The organism is Streptomyces mutabilis, from assembly GCF_046628145.1.
Taxonomy (GTDB): Bacteria; Actinomycetota; Actinomycetes; order Streptomycetales; family Streptomycetaceae; genus Streptomyces; species Streptomyces mutabilis.
Window position 1 is genome coordinate 66,186 of sequence record NZ_CP176875.1, and the last position, 19,579, is coordinate 85,764.

The 19,579-nt window shown below is 74.0% G+C and carries 18 protein-coding genes; 12 read left to right on the forward strand and 6 right to left on the reverse strand.

Annotation, left to right across the window (positions count from 1 at the left end; genetic code table 11):
- Positions 1-6: 6 nt before the first annotated feature.
- From ACLIN4_RS36385 to ACLIN4_RS36395, 3 genes are all read left to right on the forward strand, one after another.
- On the forward strand, positions 7-1,599 hold the full coding sequence (locus ACLIN4_RS36385) for an acyl-CoA carboxylase subunit beta (RefSeq protein ID WP_411576836.1): 1,593 nt from the start codon (positions 7-9) through the stop codon (positions 1,597-1,599).
- A gap of 32 nt (positions 1,600-1,631) precedes the next feature.
- On the forward strand, positions 1,632-2,243 hold the full coding sequence (locus tag ACLIN4_RS36390) for a ScbR family autoregulator-binding transcription factor (RefSeq protein WP_309057833.1): 612 nt from the start codon (positions 1,632-1,634) through the stop codon (positions 2,241-2,243).
- 444 nt (positions 2,244-2,687) lie between these two features.
- The gene (locus ACLIN4_RS36395; RefSeq protein WP_309057832.1) at positions 2,688-3,545 is read left to right on the forward strand and encodes an AfsR/SARP family transcriptional regulator; all 858 of its coding nucleotides are present in this window, start codon (positions 2,688-2,690) and stop codon (positions 3,543-3,545) included.
- A 165-nt stretch (positions 3,546-3,710) separates the two neighbouring features.
- Here ACLIN4_RS36395 and ACLIN4_RS36400 read toward each other — a convergent pair whose 3' ends face one another.
- From ACLIN4_RS36400 to ACLIN4_RS36415, 4 genes are all read right to left on the reverse strand, one after another.
- Positions 3,711-4,937, reverse strand: coding sequence for a ketosynthase chain-length factor (locus ACLIN4_RS36400; protein WP_107480366.1), 1,227 nt, complete (start codon positions 4,935-4,937; stop codon positions 3,711-3,713).
- Positions 4,934-6,199, reverse strand: coding sequence for a beta-ketoacyl-[acyl-carrier-protein] synthase family protein (locus tag ACLIN4_RS36405; RefSeq protein WP_307653641.1), 1,266 nt, complete (start codon positions 6,197-6,199; stop codon positions 4,934-4,936). Before ACLIN4_RS36405 ends, ACLIN4_RS36400 begins: the two co-directional genes overlap by 4 nt.
- A complete protein-coding gene (locus tag ACLIN4_RS36410; protein WP_107480364.1) occupies positions 6,196-6,978 on the reverse strand; it encodes a thioesterase II family protein in 783 nt (260 codons plus the stop codon). Before ACLIN4_RS36410 ends, ACLIN4_RS36405 begins: the two co-directional genes overlap by 4 nt.
- A 176-nt stretch (positions 6,979-7,154) precedes the next feature.
- On the reverse strand, positions 7,155-7,976 hold the full coding sequence (locus ACLIN4_RS36415; protein ID WP_100044747.1) for an AfsR/SARP family transcriptional regulator: 822 nt from the start codon (positions 7,974-7,976) through the stop codon (positions 7,155-7,157).
- Between the two features lie 612 nt (positions 7,977-8,588).
- On the opposite strand from ACLIN4_RS36415, the gene ACLIN4_RS36420 reads away from it, so the two are divergent.
- Complete coding sequence (locus tag ACLIN4_RS36420) at positions 8,589-9,608, forward strand: AfsR/SARP family transcriptional regulator (RefSeq protein WP_307653640.1); 1,020 nt, start codon at positions 8,589-8,591, stop codon at positions 9,606-9,608.
- A 146-nt stretch (positions 9,609-9,754) separates the two neighbouring features.
- On the opposite strand, the gene ACLIN4_RS36425 is transcribed toward ACLIN4_RS36420, so the two are convergent.
- Positions 9,755-9,976, reverse strand: a complete 222-nt coding sequence (locus ACLIN4_RS36425) for a hypothetical protein (RefSeq protein WP_411576819.1) — start codon at positions 9,974-9,976, stop codon at positions 9,755-9,757.
- Between the two features lie 412 nt (positions 9,977-10,388).
- Between ACLIN4_RS36425 and ACLIN4_RS36430 the strand changes: the two genes are divergently transcribed.
- From ACLIN4_RS36430 to ACLIN4_RS36455, 6 genes are all read left to right on the forward strand, one after another.
- The gene (locus tag ACLIN4_RS36430; protein ID WP_307653639.1) at positions 10,389-11,306 is read left to right on the forward strand and encodes an aromatase/cyclase; all 918 of its coding nucleotides are present in this window, start codon (positions 10,389-10,391) and stop codon (positions 11,304-11,306) included.
- The gene (locus ACLIN4_RS36435; protein ID WP_411576820.1) at positions 11,303-13,066 is read left to right on the forward strand and encodes an acyl-CoA dehydrogenase family protein; all 1,764 of its coding nucleotides are present in this window, start codon (positions 11,303-11,305) and stop codon (positions 13,064-13,066) included. The genes ACLIN4_RS36430 and ACLIN4_RS36435 overlap by 4 nt, the downstream gene beginning before the upstream one ends.
- 138 nt (positions 13,067-13,204) lie before the next feature.
- The gene (locus ACLIN4_RS36440; RefSeq protein WP_100044750.1) at positions 13,205-14,026 is read left to right on the forward strand and encodes a 4'-phosphopantetheinyl transferase family protein; all 822 of its coding nucleotides are present in this window, start codon (positions 13,205-13,207) and stop codon (positions 14,024-14,026) included.
- A 288-nt stretch (positions 14,027-14,314) separates the two neighbouring features.
- Positions 14,315-15,787 carry a condensation domain-containing protein gene (locus tag ACLIN4_RS36445; protein ID WP_179342552.1) on the forward strand — a complete coding sequence of 491 codons (1,473 nt, stop codon included), beginning with the start codon at positions 14,315-14,317 and terminating at the stop codon, positions 15,785-15,787.
- 20 nt (positions 15,788-15,807) lie between these two features.
- Positions 15,808-15,957, forward strand: a complete 150-nt coding sequence (locus ACLIN4_RS36450; protein ID WP_179350205.1) for a hypothetical protein — start codon at positions 15,808-15,810, stop codon at positions 15,955-15,957.
- A gap of 130 nt (positions 15,958-16,087) precedes the next feature.
- The gene (locus ACLIN4_RS36455; RefSeq protein ID WP_107478675.1) at positions 16,088-16,507 is read left to right on the forward strand and encodes a pyridoxamine 5'-phosphate oxidase family protein; all 420 of its coding nucleotides are present in this window, start codon (positions 16,088-16,090) and stop codon (positions 16,505-16,507) included.
- Between the two features lie 102 nt (positions 16,508-16,609).
- On the opposite strand, the gene ACLIN4_RS36460 is transcribed toward ACLIN4_RS36455, so the two are convergent.
- On the reverse strand, positions 16,610-17,107 hold the full coding sequence (locus ACLIN4_RS36460) for a nuclear transport factor 2 family protein (RefSeq protein ID WP_289911725.1): 498 nt from the start codon (positions 17,105-17,107) through the stop codon (positions 16,610-16,612).
- Positions 17,108-17,273: 166 nt separating this feature from the next.
- Between ACLIN4_RS36460 and ACLIN4_RS36465 the strand changes: the two genes are divergently transcribed.
- Entirely contained in the window at positions 17,274-18,743 is a 1,470-nt protein-coding gene (locus tag ACLIN4_RS36465) for an FAD-dependent monooxygenase (protein WP_107478676.1), read from the forward strand.
- 51 nt (positions 18,744-18,794) lie between these two features.
- Entirely contained in the window at positions 18,795-19,493 is a 699-nt protein-coding gene (locus ACLIN4_RS36470; protein WP_100044754.1) for an antibiotic biosynthesis monooxygenase family protein, read from the forward strand.
- Positions 19,494-19,579 lie beyond the last annotated feature (86 nt).

The following is a 19,579-nucleotide window of genomic DNA, read 5'->3' on the forward strand; positions in this document are numbered from 1 at the left end:
TGTCCAGTGACGGTCATCAATGACGATCCTCGGGTCTCCGCGGAGCCGGCGACCACGCGCGAGCGTGTGGCCGAGCTGGGGTTGGTGCGGGCGGAGGCTCTGGCCGGACCGAGCGAGAAGGCGACGGCGGCGCAGCACGCCAAGGGGAAGCTGACGGCGCGGGAGCGTATCGAGCTGCTTCTGGACCCGGGGTCGTTCCGGGAGGTCGAGCAGTTGCGCCGGCACCGGGCGACCGGGTTCGGCCTGGAGGCCAAGAAGCCGTACACGGACGGTGTGATCACCGGCTGGGGCACGGTGGAGGGCCGTACGGTCTTCGTCTACGCGCATGATTTCCGGATCTTCGGCGGTGCGCTGGGCGAGGCCCACGCGACGAAGATCCACAAGATCATGGACATGGCCATCGCGGCCGGTGCCCCGCTGGTCTCGCTCAACGACGGTGCGGGTGCCCGTATCCAGGAGGGCGTCTCCGCGCTGGCCGGGTACGGCGGGATCTTCCAGCGCAACACCAAGGCGTCCGGGGTCATCCCGCAGATCAGCGTGATGCTCGGCCCGTGCGCGGGCGGCGCGGCCTACAGCCCGGCCCTCACGGACTTCGTGTTCATGGTCCGCGACACCTCGCAGATGTTCATCACCGGGCCCGACGTGGTCAAGGCCGTCACCGGTGAGGAGATCACCCAGAACGGGCTCGGCGGCGCGGACGTGCACGCCGAGACGAGCGGCGTCGCGCACTTCGCGTACGACGACGAGGAGACCTGCCTCGCCGAGGTCCGCTACCTCCTCTCCCTCCTCCCGCAGAACAACCGCGCCTTCCCGCCCTGCGTGCCGTGCACCGACCCCCAGAGCAGGCGGTCCGACGTCCTGCTGGACCTGGTCCCGGCGGACGGCAACCGGCCGTACGACATGACCAAGGTCATCGAGGAGATCGTCGACGACGGCGAGTACCTGGAGGTCCACGAGCGCTGGGCCCGCAACATCATCTGCGCCCTGGCCCGCCTCGGCGGCCAGGTCGTCGGCATCGTCGCCAACCAGCCGCAGGCCCTGGCCGGCGTCCTGGACATCGAGGCGTCGGAGAAGGCCGCCCGCTTCGTCCAGATGTGCGACGCCTTCAACATCCCGATCCTCACCCTCCTCGACGTCCCCGGCTTCCTGCCCGGCGTCGACCAGGAGCACGGCGGCATCATCCGCCACGGCGCCAAGCTCCTTTACGCCTACTGCAACGCCACCGTCCCGCGCATCTCCCTGATCCTGCGCAAGGCGTACGGCGGCGCCTACATCGTCATGGACTCCCAGTCCATCGGCGCCGACCTCACCTACGCCTGGCCCACCAACGAGATCGCCGTGATGGGCGCCGAGGGCGCGGCCAACGTCATCTTCCGCCGCCAGATCGCCGAGGCCGACGACCCGGGCGCCACGCGGGAACGCATGGTCAAGGAGTACAAGGCCGAGCTGATGCACCCGTACTACGCGGCCGAGCGCGGCCTCGTCGACGACGTCATCGACCCCGCCGAGACCCGCGAGGTGCTCATCAGTTCCCTGACGATGCTCCGCTCCAAGCAGGCCGACGTGCCTTCGCGCAAGCACGGCAACCCACCTCAGTAACGGAGCAGTCAATGGCCAAGCAGGAACGTGCGGTGCGCACACGTGAAGCCCTGATCCGGGCGGCGGCCGAGTCGTTCGACCAGGACGGTTTCACGGTCGCCTCGCTCACCCGGATCAGTTCACGGGCCGGGGTGAGCAGCGGCGCACTGCACTTCCACTTCGCCAGCAAGGCGGCGCTGGCGGACGCCGTCGAGGAGGCGGCCGCGACGGTGCTGCGGACCGTCGCGCCCGACACCGGCCACCTCGGGACCAGCCGGCTCCAGCACCTCGTCGACGCCACGCACCGGCTCGCCGAGGCCCTGCGCGACGACGTGGTGCTGCGCGCGGGGTTCGAGCTGAGCGGCGAGGCGGCCCGGGAGCCGCACACCGATCTGCGGATGTCCTGGCGCGACCGGGTCGAGCGGCAGGCGCGGCGCTGCGAGGAGAGCGGTGAGCTGCGCGAGGGCGTGACGGTGGGACGGGTGGTCTCCGCCGTGGTGGCGGCGACGGTGGGGTTCGAGGTCCTCGGGGTCAGGGACAGGGCGTGGCTGGCCCCGGGCACGGTCACGGAGTTCTGGCGGCTGCTGCTGCCCACGCTGGCGTCCGACGCCGTGGCCGCCCGGGTCCGGCCCGAGGGGTCCTTCCGCTCCGCGGGCCGACGCTAGCAGCCTCCCAGAAGAATTCACTCGACCATCCGGTATTTTTCATCTTGCCCCAATGGCCGGTTTCCCGGCGCCCGCATGTCCGGAAGTGGACACCGGGCGCCCCGTCCTGGCGGACGCACGCAGGGAAGCGGCGGTCGCCCACGTTCCCGGCTGTCCGGATCCAGCCGTTCGGTGGCTTCATGTTTTCGGTGCTCAACGCCCCGCTCGAGCGGAACTCGGGGACGACCCGGAGATTCTTCCTGTTCAGGCTCAGGTCAAGCGGACTCACGTTCGAGGAACAGCTGGCCGGATATCGCCACTCAAGGCATCGTGTGGCCGTTCTGTGTTGACAAACCGACCGCGCCGTTTTTTTATCAAGGGGTTGGATGACAAGCAGGGCACCGGACCGCAGCGGCAGCGCGTAGGCCGAGGGCCGGTCTCCGGCCTGAACTCGTGGGGGACAATATGGACATCGAAGTGCTGGGCGCGCTGTCGGTGCGCGAGAACGGGGTGTCGATCGTGCCGACGGCGCCCAAGCCCAGGCAGGTCCTGGCCCTGCTGGCCCTCCAGGCCGACCAGGTGGTCCCCGTGACCTCGCTGGTGGAGGAACTGTGGGGCAGCAGACCGCCCCGCAGCGCGCGCACCACGCTCCAGACGTACGTGCTGCAACTGCGGGAGCTGCTCGCCGAGGCGCTCGCCCAGGGCGAGAACGAACGGTGCAGCCCCAAGGACATCCTCGCCACCGTCCCCGGCGGCTACCGCCTGGACACCCGCTCCGGGAGCATCGACTTCCGCGAGTTCGAGCGCCAGGCGGGCGCCGGTTACCGGGCCATGGACGCCGAGGACTACCCCGGGGCCGCCCGCCGCCTGGCCGAGGCGCTGTCGCTGTGGGCGGGGCCGGCGCTCACCGACATCCAGGCCGGCAGCCGCATCGACATGGAGGTCAAGCGGCTGGAGGAGGCCCGGCTGTGCGTTCTCGACCAGCGCATCGAGGCCGATCTGCGGCTGGGGCGCCACCGTGAGCTGCTGCCGGAACTGACCGTGCTGGTCAACCAGTACCGGATGCACGAGAGCCTGCACGGGCAGTTCATGCTGGCGCTGCACCGGTCGGGGCGGCGCGGCGAGGCGCTCGACGTCTACCAGCGGCTGCGCACCACGCTCGTCTCCGAGCTGGGCCTGGAGCCCTCCGCCGCCCTCAGCCGGCTCCAGCGCTCGATACTCGTGGCCCGCCCCGACGCCCCGACGACCCCGGCCCCGGCCACGGCCACGACCCCGGCCTCCCCCGGTGCCACCGGCCGCCGGCTCGTCGCCCGCACGAACTGACCGCGCGGCACGCCGCCCGCACGGCCTCCCCCACGGCCCGGCGCCGTCGCGCACACCGCGACGGCGCCGGGCCTACGCGGTGCCGCGGCGTGCGTACGCGGTGCCGCGACGGGCGACGGTCCGGCAGCGGCCCACCCTCCCCGCGGCGCGGGTGGGCGGCGGGGGTCACGGCACCGCCCGCAGCACCAGGGCCGAGTTGAAGCCGCCTCGCCCTCGGGCCAGCACCAGGGCCGTGCGCAGGCGGGGCACGGAGCGGGGGGCTCCGGTGACCAGGTCCAGGGCGTGTTCGGGGGCCGGGCGGGAGGTCGCCGTGGTCGGGGGGACCAGCCGGTGGCGCAGGGTCAGCAGGGCCGCCGCCACGTCCAGGGAGGCGCCGCCCGCGCCCAGTCGGCCGGTCATGGACTTGGGGGCCGTCACCGGGACGCCGCGGGGGCCGAACAGGGTGCGCAGGGCCGTGCTCTCCTGGCGGTCCGCCACCGGGTCCGCCGCCGCGTCCGCGAAGACCACGTCGACCTCGTCAGGGGCGGCCCCGGCGTCGCGCAGGGCGAGTTCGGCGGCCTCCCGCAGGCGGGGCCGGTCCGGGCCGTCGAAGGTCGCCGCGCAGCCGGCGACGATCCCGTAACCGCGCGCCCCGCGCCGGGCGGCCGACCCGGCGTCCTCCAGGACCAGCAGCGCCCCGCCCTCACCCACCACATGTCCGTCGGCGGCCGCGTCGAACGGCCGGTAGGCACGGGCCGGGTCGGCGGTCCGGCTCATCCGGCCGTCCGCCAGGTGTGCGGCCCAGCCCCACGGGCACAGCGTCGAGTCGACCCCGCCGGCGACCATCAGGCTCGCCCCGGCGCGCAGCCGCCGCCGCGCGCGGGCCAGGGCGTCGAGGCCGCCCGCCTGCTCGCTGACGACGGCCGAGCCCGTACCGCGCAACCCGTGCCGGATGGAGATCTGCGCGGTGCCCGCGGCGTGGAACCAGGCGGCGGACTGGTAGGCGCTGACGTACCGCGGGCCCTTGCACCACAGTGCCGCGAGCCCGCGCTGCCCGAACTCCGCGCCGCCCGCCGAACTCGCGGTGATCACGCCCGCCCCGTGTTCCGGCAGCGCGGCCGGGTCCACGGCCGCGTCCGCCAGTGCCTCCCCGGCGACGGCGAGGGCGATGCGCGTGACCCGGTCGGTCGCGGGCAGCAGCCTGCTCTGGACGTGCTCCTCGTCGACGAAGCCGGTCAGTTCACCGCCGATGCGCACCGGATAGCCGGAGGCGTCGAAACGGGTGAGGGGCCGGATGCCGCTGCGGCCCTCCAGCAGCGCCTGCCACCAGGCTTCCGTGCCCAGGCCGTTGGGCGCCGCGACCCCGATACCGGTGATCACGGCCTGCCGTGCCGGTTCCGCGGGGGCGCTCACGCCGCCTCCCTCAGCCGCGGCCGGGTGAGCACCGTGGCACTGTGGAACCCGCCGAACCCGCTGGCCACGCTCAGCACCGTGCTGGTGCGCTGCTCCCGGGCGACCAGCGGGGTGTAGTCGAGGTCGCAGGACGGGTCGGGCTCGTGCAGGTTGGCCGTCGGCGGCACCGTGTCGTGCTGGATGGCCAGGCAGCTGGCCACCAGGTCCAGGGCGCCGGCCGCGCCGAGCGCGTGCCCGATCATCGACTTGATGGAACTGACCGGGACCCGGCGGGCGTGCTCGCCCAGGCTCGCCTTGAACGCGTGCGTCTCGTGCCGGTCGTTGTGCCGGGTGCCCGCGCCGTGGGCGTTGATGTAGTCGACGTCGACCGGGTTCAGCCGGGCCTCGTCCAGCGCGGCCCGGATTGCCCCGGCCATCTCCTGACCGTCCGGCCGCAGCCCCGTCATGTGGTGCGCGCTGCTCAGGGCGGCGAAGCCGGACAGCTCGGCGTAGGCGCGGGCGCCGCGCCGGCGCGCGTGCTCGAACTCCTCCAGGACCACCACGGCCGCGCCCTCGCCGAGCACGAAGCCGTCGCGGGTGCGGTCGTAGGGCCGGCTGGCGGTCCACGGGTCGTCGTTGCGCGGGCTGGTGAGCCGGATGCGGTCGAAGCAGGCCATGGTGATCGGCGAGATCGGCGCCTCCGTGCCACCGGCGACCACCACGTCGGCACTGCCCTCCCGGACCAGTTCCCAGCCGTGCCCGACCGCGTCCAGGCCCGAGGTGCAGCCGCTGGACACCAGACCCACCGGGCCCTGCGCTCCGCAGTCCCTGGCCACCTCGGCCACGAGCGACGAGGGCACGAAGTAGTCGTAGAGGCAGTCCGCGGCCCGGGTGTGGTCCACCGCCCAGGTCTTGCCGCAGTCGCTGAGCAGGGCGTACTGAGTGGCCAGCCCCGTGGTGCAGCCGATGGCGCTGCCCAGGCTCACCCCGCGGCGCAGCGGATCACCCGCCCCGCCCAGTCCGCTGTCGGCGAGCGCCTCGCGGGCGCTGACGAGCGCGAACTGCGCCGCCCGGTCCAGGCGTTCGCCGTCGGCCGGGGTGAAGCCGTGCGCGGCGGCGTCGAAGTCGACCTCGGCCGCGATGCGCGAGCGGTGGGTCGAGGCGTCGAACAGGGTGATCCGGCGGGTGGCGGTACGGCCGGAGGTCAGCAGGGACCAGAAGGGACCGGTGCCCACCGCCCCCGGTGCGACGACCCCGACTCCGGTGATCACTACGCGTCTCATCGGCCGCTGTCCCGTGCTCCGGCGCCCACCAGGTCCCGGCACGCCCGCCCGACGAGCCGCGGCACCTGCGCGGACCCGGCGAAGAAGTGGTCCCCGGTGACGGTGTGCCGCACGATCGGCCCGCTGGCCCACCGCTGCCAGTGCTGCACGGAGTCGGGCGCCGCCAGCGGGTCGTCGCTGCCCGCGAAGACCAGCACCGGGCACCTGACGGGCCCGCCGGCGATCGGGTCCAGCGCCGCCTCGCGCAGGGACCGGGCCAGCCGCAGGTCGTCGCGGAGCACGGGCAGCACGCTGCGCCGCCACAGCCCGCCGGGCGAGGCGGTGACGCCCTGCGGCAGCGAACCGAGGTCTCCCAGCAGCGGCAGCAGTTCCTCGTCGGGCAGGTCGGCCGCGCCCACCAGGGCGGTCGCCACGTGCGGCGGCAGACAGGCGCCCAGCGCGAGGAACAGCGGTGCGGGAGCGCCGGCGTCGTCCAGCGCCCGGGTGAGGGTGTAGGCGACGAGCGCGCCCAGGCTGTGCCCGTACAGCGCGTACGGGCCCTCCCCGGCGGCCTTCAGCAGGGTCGGCAGCAGGTCGGCCAGCAGCCCGGCGCGGTCGGTGACCCGGGACTCGCGGCGGCGGCTGTCGCGGCCGGGCAGCGGCAGGGCCACCACGTCGACGGCCGGTCCGACCGCCGCCGGCCAACGCCGGTAACTGGCCACGCCCGCTCCCGCGTGGGCCAGGCAGTGCAGCCTGACCGGTCTTCCGCCCGCCTCCTCGACCTCCGTGCGGAAAGCCATCACTCGCCCCTCCTCCTGGCACGTCCTGCTCGAAGCGCCGCCCTTGGTGCCGGATGGCGGCCGTGCCGCACACCGGGTGACACGAGCTAAGCAACCCCTGCTCGGGCGGCGCTCGACCCGGCGTGTGCGGCGCCCCGTCGCCGGGGGCCGCCACCCGCGCTCCGCGGGCAGCGCACCTAGGCGGCGTACAGGTCGAACGTCGACGTGCGGCGGGGACCCGCGACGATGTCCAGCCGCGGGTCGACCGCCAGCATCGCCTGGTGCATCCGCTGCAACTGCGGCGAGGGCTCGACGCCCAGCTCGTCGATCAGCCGCTGCCGCAGCCGGCGGTAGACGTCCAGCGCGGCGGCCTGCCGGCCGGAGCGGTACAGCGCCACCATCGCCTGGGAGTGCAGCCCCTCGTGCTGGGGGTGACGGGCGATCAGGTCGGTGAGCTCGGCGATCAGCTCGACGTGCCGGCCCAGCCGCAGATCGGCGTCGATCCGGCGCTCCTGGGCGACCAGGCGGCTCTGTTCCAGCCGCAGCACCTCGATCTCCAGCACCGGACCCACGCGTACGTCGACCAGCGCGGGCCCCTCCCACAGGTCGAGCGCCTCGCGCAGCTGGGAGGCCGCGCGGGCGTCCTCGCCGTCCTCGAAGGCCTGCCGTCCCTCGGCGACCAGACGCTCGTAGCGGAAGACGTCGACCGTCTCGGAAGGGATCTGGAGCAGATAGCCGCCGTAGCGGGTGGCGAGCACGTCCTTGGCCGTGCCCGGCACGTCCGGTCCCATGGCGGTGCCCAGCATGCGGCGCAGCTGGAGGATGTAGGTCTGGAGCGTGGTCAGGGAGCTCTGCGGCAGGTCCGTGCCCCAGATCTCCTCCATGAGGGTGGGCACCGGCACGACCCGGCCGGGGTACAGGGCGAGCAGTGCCAGGACCTGGCGGGGTTTTCCCGCGGTCGGCACGATCGATATTCCGTTGACTTCGGCATTCAACGCACCCAGGACTTTTATGTTCATGATTACCTCCGTGCCGAGATGGCGGCCGTCGGACCGAGTGCTGATCGAGTCCTCAGATACTGTCGCTTCGCGGTTTCCTGGGTCATTTACACGGGCCGATCACTAGGCAGGCCATAACCATTGCAGACCGGCACCCCAGATTCGTTCGAGTATGTCTTGAGCCGCCTTCTGATCACGGCTCTGACGGGCAGCTGACACGGGGCTGACAAAACACCCGCCCACCATTGAAGAACGGGGAAAAGACTCCCGCCGGACGGCGGGCGCTGCTAGTTTCCGGCCATGGAGACAGAATCGGCGCGTACGGTCCCCCCGGCCGGCGCGGACCCGGTCACCCGTGGGCTGCTGGTCCGGCTGAGGGCGTCGGCGGCCTGTGGGGAACCGAGCGGGAAAGCCGGCCGGCAGGGGCCGGACCGGGGCACCTTCCTGCCGGAACTGCCCGATGCCCAGCTGCTGGGCGTACTCAGCGCCTATTATCGGCGCCCCTGCCGGGTGGAGTTCTCGGAGCCGACGGGCCGGGCAGCCTGAAAAGCCCTCGAGAAACCCTTGAGGCACCGTCCGCGCGGACCTGCCGAATGCTGGTGAACGCGGCATTCCGAATTACTGGACACTACCGTGCGCCGGGGAAGCGGTCTCGTCGAAATTCCCGGTGAGGACGAGATGGAGTTCAGGATTCTTGGCCCGGTCCAGATCTACGACGACGGCGTGGACGTGTCGGTCGTGCCCACGGGCGCCAAACAGCGGGCCCTGCTGGGCGCGCTGGTGGTGAGGGCCGGGCAGGTCGTGCCCGCGGAACGGCTCGTCGACGAGCTGTGGGCCGAACGTCCGCCGGCCCGGGCCGCCAACGCTCTGCAGGCCCATGTGGCCCGGCTGCGCCGTCTGCTGCCCCAGCCGCTGCCCGGTTCGGGCGAACCCCACCACGAGTGGCTGGTGACCCGCCCCCTGGGCTACGTGCTGCGCCTCCGCGCCCCCACCGACGCCCAGCGCTTCCACCGCCTGGTCGCCGAGGGGCGCGCCCTGGCGGCCACCGACCCGGGCCGAGCGGTGGAGGTACTGCGCGAAGGGCTCGCACTGTGGCGCGGCCCCGCCCTGGAGGGCTGCGGCCGCGGCACCATCTGCTCGACGGAGGCCGCCCTGCTGGAGGAGAACCGGCTGGTCGCCCTGGAGACGCTGTACGACACCTGCCTGCGGGCGGGCCTGGCCCAGGAGATCACCGGCGAGCTGGAGGAGCTGACGACCACCCACCCGCTGCGGGAGCGGTTCTACGAACTGCTGATGACCGCGCTGTACCGCAGCGGCCGGCAGGCCGAGGCGCTCGGCACGTACGAGCGGGTCCGCCGCCGGCTCGTCCACGACCTGGGCATCGAACCGGGCCCGGTGCTGCGCGGCCGGATGGAGGCGATCCTGCACCACGGGCTTCCCGGGCCGCCCGCGGCGTCCGGATCCGCCGTCCGGCCGCTGTCCGCGGTCGGCGGGCAGCCGGGTCCCGGTACCGGGGAGACGGCCCGGCCCGTGGGGCCGCTGCACGACGAGATCGCCTGGCTGCGGCACCGGCTGGAGCGACTCGCCCGCGAACAGCGGGACCTGGCCGACCGCCTCGACCGGCTCACCGCCCGCGACGTGGCGGGACTGTGACCGGGGCCGGAAGGCCCGGGGCCCGCACCGCTGTGGTGCCGGAACCGGGCCGACCGCCTCGACCCGCTCACCGCCCGCGACGTGGCGGGACTGTGACCGGGGCCGGAAGGCCCGGGGCCCGCACCGCTGTGGTGCCGGGGCGGGGATCAGGCCGTGCTGGTGCCGGAGCCCTGCCGTGCTTCGCGTGCCGGGCGCCGCTCCGGCGCGGTCGGGCCCGGCCGCCGGGCCTGTCGCGCGGGCGGAGCGTCGTCGTACGCCGGGAGGCCGGGGGCGGTGTCCCCCAGCGGGTGCAGCACGCCGGAGGCGGCCAGGCTGTTCCACACACTGCGTAGGCAGGGGTACGGGAAGTACGCGTCTCGCCACCTCATGGTCGTTTCCCCTTCCGCCGGGTGCGGCGGCCACCGTGCGCCGCCGGGGTCGAGGCGGTGCCGGGCGGCGGCGGAGCGCGGCTCGGGCACGCGTCGAGCGCCCGGCCGGCGCCTTGGCGGGCGAAACCGCCCCGAAGGACGGCCCACCGGCACCGACGGCGCCGCGCGCGCCCCTGCCGCGCCGACGCGTTCGAGCGGAACCCGAGCCGCCCTGGGCCGGGTCCCGAGCGGTTCCGGACAGCATCGGCGCCACGGTCGGCGGGCAGCCGGCGCCTGGCGCAGACCGCCGCGGCCGCAGCGGACGGCGGCACCCGCCGGGCCGGCCCGGCGACGCCGACCGCCGCGGGAGCCGCTTCGGACGACAAGGGGTGTGAGGATGCCGGATTCGCGAGTGCACCGCGCGGTGTGTGAGGTGACCGCATCGGCCCCGGCCGGCGTGCTGTACGGGCTGATCGCCGATGCCTCTCACTGGCCGCTGTTCTTCCAGCCCTGCCTGCACGTCGAGCAGCTGGACTTCGACGGCAGCCATGAGCGGCTGCGCATGTGGGCCGCCGCGGGCGACGAGATCGCCTCCTGGGTCTCCAGCCGCCGGCTGGACGTCGGGCGGCGCCGTGTGGAGTTCCGCCAGGACGTCACCGCCGCCCCGGTGGAGTCGATGCGCGGCGTCTGGACGGTCACCTCGCTCGGCGACCGCTGCCGGGTGAGCCTGGAGCACGCCTTCACCGTCACCGGCGACGACCCGGAGGACGTGGCCCGGCTGGAACGGATCACCCACGCCAACAGCCGTGCCCAGCTGGACCGGCTGGCCTGGCTCGCCGAACGGTGGGACCGGCTGGACGCCCTGGTGCTGTCCTTCGAGGACACCGTCCGCCTCAAGGCGCCCCCCGAGCTCGTCTTCGACTTCCTCTACCGGGCCGGCGACTGGCCCGACCGGCTGCCGCACGTGCACAGCATGCGCCTGACGGAGGACAGCCCCGGCGTCCAGGTCATGGCCATGGGCAGCGCCACCGGGGACGGCACCGCCCACGACACCGAGTCGGTGCGCATGTGCTTCCCCGGCGCCGGCCGGATCGTCTACAAGCAGACCCGCACCGCCCCGCTGATGGCCGCGCACACCGGCGAGTGGTCCGTCGAGCCCGACGCCTCCGGCCTGGACGTCACCGCCCGGCACACCGTGCTGCTGCGCGAGGACGCCGTCGAGAGGGTCCTGGGGCCCGCGGCCACCGTCGAGGACGCCCGCCGCCACCTGCGCGAGGAACTGGGCCGGGCCTCCCGGATCGTCCTCGACCGCGCCGCGCACCACGCCACCAGCGCGGTACGGGTCCTGTGACCGCCGCCCGGGGGACGGCGGCCGAAGCCGTACCGACGCAGGCCCCCCACGTCACGGGCGGGGAACCGGAGCAGGCCGCCTTCCTGGAGGCGGCGCTGGGCGATCCCTTCGACCCCGGCAACCCGCACGGGCAACTGGCGCTGCTGCGCGCCGACGACGCCCGCGCGGTGCCCGAGGCCACCGAGGCACTGCTCGCCGAGGCCGGCCTGGGCGCCGAGTTCGTCCCGCACGACCTGGGCGGCCGCCTCACCGACCTGGAACGGCTCGCCCGGGTGCTGCGCCCCGTCTTCCGTCGCGACCTCGCCCTCGGCTACGGCTTCGGCATCACCTCGCTGTTCGCTGCGTCGTCGGTGTGGACCGCGGGCGACGACGACCAGCGACGCGCCGTCGCCCGGGTGCTGCTGGGCGGCGGCCGGGTCTCGATCGTGCACCGGCAGATCGCGCACGCCAACGCCATCCTGCGCAACGAACTGGCCGCCACCCGCACCCCGGACGGCGGCTTCGTGCTCAACGGCCGCAAGGACGCGGTCATCAACGCCGACCGCACCGACGTGTTCGTCACGTACGCGCGCACCGACGCCCAGGACGGCCCCGGCAGCCACTCGGTGCTGCTGCTCGGCCCCGAACCGCCCGTCTCGGGACGGGTGCGCCGGTCCCGGCGCGTGGAGACCTCCGGGATGCGCGGCGCCCGCTTCTGCGGCATCGAACTCACCGACGTCGCCCTGCCCGCCTCGGCCGTCGTCGGCTCGGTGGGCGAGGGTGTCTCCCTGGCCCTGCGCAGCTTCCAGATCAGCCACTGCCTGGTGCCCGGCACGGTCGTCGCCTGCGTGGACGGCGTCCTGCGGCAGGCCGTGCGCGCGGCCACCGAGAACCGGCCCGGCGGTCAGCCCGCGCGGCGCCGGCACAAGGCGATCACCGGGGTCTTCGCCGACCTGCTCGCCTGCGACGCCATGGCCGTGACCGGCCTGCGCGCCCTCAGCCTGGCGCCGCGGGACGCGTACGTGCCGGCGGCGGCCGTGAAGTACACGATGCCGGACCTGCTGCGGGAGGACCTGGACGAGATGGCCGCCGTGCTCGGCGCCCGCGGATACGACCGCGGGCCCCACTACGGGGGTTTCCAGAAGCTCGCCCGCGACCTGCCCGTGGCGGGCCTCGGGCACTCCGGTACGGCCCTGTGCCAGGCGGTGATCGTGCCCCAGCTGTCCACGCTGGCCCGCACCGTCTGGTTCCGCAGCGCGGAGCCGCCCGCGGAGCTGTTCGACCCCGGCGCGCCGCTGCCCGTCTTCGACCACCGCCGGCTCGCCCACTCCGGCACCGACGACCTGCTGTCGGCGACGCTCGTCGCGGTCGCCGGACGGCTGGACGGCACGGGCGGGCGCGATCCGCTGCGCACCGCCCTCGCCCGACTCGCGCGGACCTTCGTCGACGAGCTGCGGGTGCTGCGCGCCCGGTGCGCGGCGCTGCCCGGCGCGGACGGCACCGCCTTCGACCCGCAGGCCTGCGTCCTGGCCGACCGCTACGCGCTGGTGCTGGCCGCCGCGGCGTGCCTGGGGGTGTGGGAGGGCCGGGCCTCCGCGGGCGACGGCTTCCTCGCGGGCCCGGCCTGGGCGGTGGTCGCGCTCGGCCGCCTGGCCAGGAGACTCGGCGCCCAGGTTCCGGACGTGCCCGCCGAGGCGGAGTCCTCGGTGCTGGCCGAGGTGCTGGAGCGGTGCCGTACGGGACTCAGCCTCGACCTGTACGCGACGCGGCTGGCCGGCTGAGGCCCGCGCGGTGTGCCGTCGCGTCCCGCCCGACGCACCCGGCCGGCGACCCCGGGCGCACCCGCCCGCCGCACCGGGCGTGCCCGCCCGGGGCATCGTCCGCGGGCGCGCCCCGCAACGACACGACGGGAGAGGACGATGAAACCGGTCAGATGTGCCCTGCCCCTCCACGTGCCGCGACCGGCCGGTCCCTGGCACGGCGTTCGGGAGAACCTGGCGCAGCTCGGCAACGCGCTGGTGTACACGACGTGGACCGAGTGGCTGCCCAGCGTGCTGACCGAGCCCCGCCTGCGGGAGCTGCTGGGGGCCGACTGGAACCGCTACCGCCGTACCCCCGACGCCGCCGTACGCCACCGGTTCGCCGCCGCCCGGCTGCTGATCAAGTACACGGCCGCCGCCGCCCTGAAGACTCCCCCCGAGTACCTCGACCTGGGCTACCGGCTGGGCGGCCGGCCCTATCTGCGCGGCTTCGACCAGATCGAGGTGAGCCTGTCCCACACCGGCGACGTGATGGCCGTGGGGCTCAGCCGTACCGGACGGATCGGGGTGGACGTGGAGTTCGCCGACCGGTTCGTACGGCTGGACCTGTTGCAGGCCCGCATCCTGACGCCCGCCGAGGCCGACGAGGTCGCCGCTCTGCCCGAGGCCGAGCGGGCCCCGTACCTGCTGCGGCTGTGGACGCTGAAGGAGGCGTACAGCAAGGCGCTCGGCCAGGGACTGCGGCTCAGCTTCAAGGAGTTCGGCTTCAGCCGCGGGGGCCGGCTGCAGGCCCCCGACGGAAGCGCCGCCACGCGCGGCGAGTGGGGGTTCGCCACGCATTCGGTGCTGGACCGCTATCTGCTCAGCGTGGCCTGCCACGACGCGGGGCTCAGCACGGCGGGTGACATGTCCGTGCAGACCATGCTCGACAAGGGGTTCCTGTCCGCGATGACCCAGGGCACGCCCGACCCGCTCCCCTGAGGCGGACGGGGGCGACGCCTGCGGCGGTTCTGTGGCGGACGTGAAGCCGCGTCAGGCCGGTGTCAGGCCGATGACGGTGCACTCCTGAACGATGTGCCCGGGAGCAGCGCGTCCGTCGGGCGGGCGCCCCCGGGACCGCGGTGAACTGCGGCCCGTACGGCAGCAGGCACGCGGATGCGACAGGAGGCGCCGATGGCGAGGCCGAGCCGCCCACGCCGCCGGCGGTGGCCCGACCGCCGAGCGGCCGGCACCGCCTCCGGGCGTGCGCAGCAGCGACCGACCGTACCGGTGACGTGGCAGCAGTACGACGTACTGCTCGACTCCCTGGCGCACCGGCACACCGGCCGGCACGTCGAGCAGGTGACCTGGGACTGGCGCGGCCCGCTGGACACCGAACGCTTCACCTGCGCCTGGCAGTCCGTCATGGACCGGGAAGCGGTGCTGCGCACCGCCGTCGACTGGCAGCCCGACCCCCGCGTCCTGCCGCCCGGCCCCCACATCGTGCTGCACGATCACGCGCGCGCCGACGTCGTACGCCACCGTGCGGGCAGCGTCGACTGGGACGACCTGCTCGAACACGACCGGCTGCGCGGCTTCGACCTGCGCCGGCCGGCCCCGCTGCGCCTGACCCTCCTCGACCTGCCCGACGACGGCTCCGCCCGGACGGACGGACCACCGGCCACGCGGGTGCTGCTCACCTTCCATCACGCGCTGCTGGACGCCTGGAGCGCGTTCGTGCTGATGGACGAGTTCGGTCGCGCCTACCTGGCCGGCGGCGTGCTGCCCGGCGGGGAACGCAGGCCCGACATCCGGGACCGGGCCCGCTGGCTGGAACGCCAGGACCCGGCAGCGGCCCGGGACTTCTTCACCCGGTCACTGCCGTCGGGGCGCCCCGTGCTGCTGCCCGCCCTGCCCGGCCCCGCGACCCGGCAGAGCGGCTGCGGCCGGGCCGAGGCCCGCCTGAGCGCCGCCGAGGCCGGACGGCTGCACCGCTGGGCCGGCACCCGGGCGGTGTCCGGCTCCAGCGTCCTGCACGCGGTGTGGGCACTGCTGCTGTACCGGGTGGCCGGGACCGGCGGGCCGGTGACGGTCGGCTTCGGCGTCACCGCCTCGGGGCGCGGCATCCCCCTGGACGCCGTCGAGCGGCTGGTGGGGCCGATGCGCACCTGCCTGCCCATGACCGTCGAGGTCGATCCCGCCCACCGGCTGGCGCACCTGCTGGCCACGCTGCGCGACCGGGCCCTGGACATGGCCGCCTACGAGTGGACCTCCGCCGGGCAGGTGCAGCAGTGGGCGGGCGCCCGGACCGGCAGGCTGCTGGAGAGCCTGGTGACCGTCGAGGCGGTCCCCCGCCCGCCGGCCGAGCTGCGGGCCGGGCTGGCGGCCGCCGGCATCAGCTTCGAGCGGCAGCGGGCCGGCGGCGCGCACACCGTCCTCCCCGTCGCCCTGCTCGCCCACCACCTCGCCGACGGCTCGCTGGCCCTGGCCGCCCTGTACGACCGGGCCCGGCTCTCCGACGCCGACGCGGCCCTGCTCGTGGCCCACTGCACCCGCCTGCTGCGCCATCTGCCCGGCACCGCGCGGAACGCCACCGTCGCCGACGTGCTGGCCGTCCTCGGCGCGGACCGGGCACCGCGCATGGCTCCGGCACGGCGCCGCGAGGGACCCGCCGAATGGCTCCGGCCGCATTCGACGGACGGACCGCCCACCGTCGAGGGAACCGCGAGAGAACCGCGAGGGAACGTTGACACCCTGGGGTGATCGACGCGAAGGAGGTGCCCATGAAGGAGGCGCCCATGTACGACGGCGAGACGGGAATCCCACAGGCCGGCGCGGCCGAATCCGGGCCGGCGCCGGTGATCTGCGCGCCGCCGCTGCGGCTGGCCGGTGCGGACGACGACGAGGACACGATCGTCCGCGGCATCGACTGACCCGCCGGGGACACGGGCCGCCTTCCCGCTGTTCCCCTCGGCCCTCTCCGCCGACGGCCCCCCGTGCTCTCTCGACGTTCCCGGTCGAAGTTCGAGATCGACGTTCCCGAGGACATAAGGACGAAAGACGATGCCTCTGCCCGAGCAGCGCCCGGCCGCCGTGGCGGTGTCCGCCTCCCTGGAGGCGTTCCTCACCGACACGCAGCACGTCGCCGCCCTCACCACGATCCGGCCCGACGGGTCGCCGCACGTGGCGCCGGTGCGGTTCACGTGGGAGTCGTCCAGCGGTCTCGCGCGGGTGATGACCGTCGCCTCGTCCCGCAAGGCCCGCAATCTGCTGGCCGCGCCCGGCAGCCGGGTGGCCCTGTGCCAGGTGGACGGGTTCGCCTGGGCCACCCTGGAGGGCACCGGCACCGTCGTGCGCGACCCGGAGCGGGTGGTGCGGGGGGCGAAGCTGTACGCCCGGCGGTACTGGTCCACGCCGCCCAACCCGCCCGGCCGGGTGGTCATCGAGATCGCCGTGGACCGGGTGCTCAGCCTCAACACGTGAGCGCCCCGCGGCTCCCGGCCCGTACCGGGCGGGTGCCGCGGGACCGGCAGGAACTGGGCGGCCCGGGCGGCCGTCGGCGGCGCCGGCCCGTCCGCCCGGACCTCACGCGGCCGGTGCGGGGGAGCCGTCCGCCCACAGCAGCCGGAAGGCCAGCTCCGACAGCCGCCAGCCCCCGCCGGTGCGCCGGGCCCGGCCCGTGACGAACGTACCGGTGGCGAACAGCGGGGCCAGCTCACCCAGCGGAGGAGTGTGCCGCGCGTGGTGCACGTGCGTGGAGATCAGGTTGGCCCGCAGGGTGGCCCGGTCGCCGTCCAGCACCACCACCGGGGCGGAACCCAGGTGCTGCGTGGCAGCGAACGCCGACAGCGCCGTGCGGTGGTACTCGGCCATGCCGGCGCGTCCCTGGTGCCGGCTCATCGGGAAGGCGACGACCGCGTCCTCGGTGAACAGTCCGTCCGCCCAGGCGTCGTCGAGCCTGTCGTCGGTGTCGTCGAGCGAGACGAGGTAGCGGTTCAGCAGCGCCGCCACCGAGGCGCGGGACTCCTCCGGGGACTCCGCCGAATTGGTTGCAGATTCATCGATGCTGCGGGTGTAGGTCATACCTGATAATTCCACCGTCCGCCCTCGGCCCGGCAACCTTCCTGACAAAGATCTGACATTCCCCAGGTTTCTCTGGCATTCATTGTAGAAGTCCTGTACCGAACGCTATTTACGGCCGTCCGCAGCCCTCGTAATACTGGCCGAACACCAGTGGGAAGAGGGCCAAATGAACGACTTCGACGCTGACGTCATCGTGGTGGGAGCCGGACCCACCGGACTTATGCTCGCGGGTGAATTGAGGCTCAATGGAGTCTCGGTCACCGTGCTCGACAAACTGAGCGAGCCCATGCGACAGTCCAGGGCTCTGGGATTTTCCGCACGCACCATCGAGGAATTCGCCCAGCGGGGCCTCATGGCCCGCTTCGGTGAGGTCGGCGTCATTCCCGTCGGCCACTTCGGCGGCGTGGGCCTCGACTACCGCGTGATCGAGGGAGGATCGTACGGCGCCCGCGGCATCCCGCAGGCCCGCACCGAGGCCGTCCTCGGCGACTGGGCGCGGGAGCTGGGCGCCGAGGTGCGCCGCGGGGCCGAGGTCACCGGCCTGGACACGGCCGAGGACGCGGTGACCGTCCACGCCCGCACCCCGGACGGCGACGTCCGGCTGCGCGCCCGCTACGTGGTGGGCTGCGACGGCGCCCGCAGCACCGTGCGCACCCTCGCGGGGATCGACTTCCCCGGCACCGAGCCGACCATCGAGCTCCGCTTCGCGGACGTGGCCGGCATCCAGCTGCGCCCGCGGTTCAGCGGCGAGCGGGTGGCGGACGGCATGGTCATGGTGATGCCGCTCGGCCCGGACCGCAGCCGCGTCATCTACTTCGACCGCACCGAGCCGCTGCGCACCAGCCGGGAACCGATCACCTTCGAGGAGGTCGCCGCGACCTTCGAGCGGCTCTCCGGCGAGGACATCAGCGGCGCCACCCCGCTGTGGGTCAGCTCCACCACCGACGTCAGCCGGCAGGCCGTCACCTACCGCAAGGGCCGGGTCCTGCTGGCCGGCGACGCCGCCCACATCCACCTGCCGATCGGGGCCCAGGGCATGAGCGCGGGCGTCCAGGACGCCGTGAACCTGGGCTGGAAGCTGGCGCTGGAGGTCAAGGGCCGGGCCCCCGAGGGCCTGCTCGACACCTACCACGGCGAGCGGCACCCGGTCGGCGCCCGCATCCTGACCAACACCCTGGCCCAGCGCACCCTCTACCTCGGCGGCGACGACATCGCCCCGCTGCGTGAGGTGTTCGGCGAGCTCGTGGAGAACCACGAGTCCGTGCGCCGCCTGCTGGCGGGCATGGTCACCGGCCTGGACATCCGCCACGACGTCGGCGAGGGCGACCACCCGCTGCTCGGCCGGCGCCTTCCGGAGCGCGAGCTGGTCGTCGACGGCGAGAAGGTCTCCAGCTTCACGCTCCAGCACACCGGCCGCCCGGTGCTGCTCGAACTCGGCGGCGACCACGGGCTGCGCACGGCGGCGGCGGGCTGGGCCGACCGGGTCGACCTGGTGGCCGCCGACTTCGACTGCGAGGTGCCCGTCGACGGCATCCTCGTCCGCCCCGACGGCTACGTCGCCTGGGTCGCGCCCACCGGGGCCGGCGCCGACGGCCTGGCCGAGGCCCTCACCCGCTGGTTCGGCCCCGCCGCCTGAAACCGTTCAGCCGGCCCCCGTCCGTACCGTCACAGGAAGCGAAGGAAACCCATGCCCACCGTCTCCGTCGAGGACAACCACCTCACCGTGCTCAACCTGTTCACCACCGACGCGCCCGAGAAGCAGGACTCGCTCATCCAGGAGATGACGAAGATCGTCAACGCGGCGACGTACGAGGGCTGGATGTCCAGCACCGTGCACGCCGGCGTCGACAGCCCCGGCACCGCCAACTTCATCCAGTGGCGCAGCGGCGAGGACCTCGAGAAGCGCTACCAGGGCGAGGAGTTCAAGCACCGCACCCTGCCGGTCTTCGGTGAGATCACCACCTCCATCCGGCTGCTGCAGAACGAGATCGCCTACACCCTGACCTCCGACGGCCCGGGCAGCGAGGTGACGATCTGCCCCAACCGCGGCAACTACACCGTCATCGCCGTCCACAAGGTCGCGCAGGGCGACCAGGACGAGCTGATCGACGCCCTCGGCCCCGGCCAGGCGGGCATCGTCGACGCCCCCGGCTTCCGCGGCCACATCGTCCTCAAGGGCCTGCGCGCCCGCGGCCTGGAGGGCTCCTTCGTCGTCTCCTACTCGCAGTGGGAGAGCAAGGAGGCCTACGACGCCCACCGGGACCTGCCGCAGGAGAAGTGGCCGGAGGGCCGCAGCAAGGCCCACGCCCGCATCACCGCGGTCACCACCGAGGTCGACGTCAACACCTACCAGGTCGTCCTCACCCGCGCCGCCGGCGACGAGTGAACCGGCGTGCCGCCCGCCGGCACGCCCCGCCTCACCCCGACGCCCGGTCCTTTCGCGGGGCCGGGCGTCCGCCGCACCCCACCGGC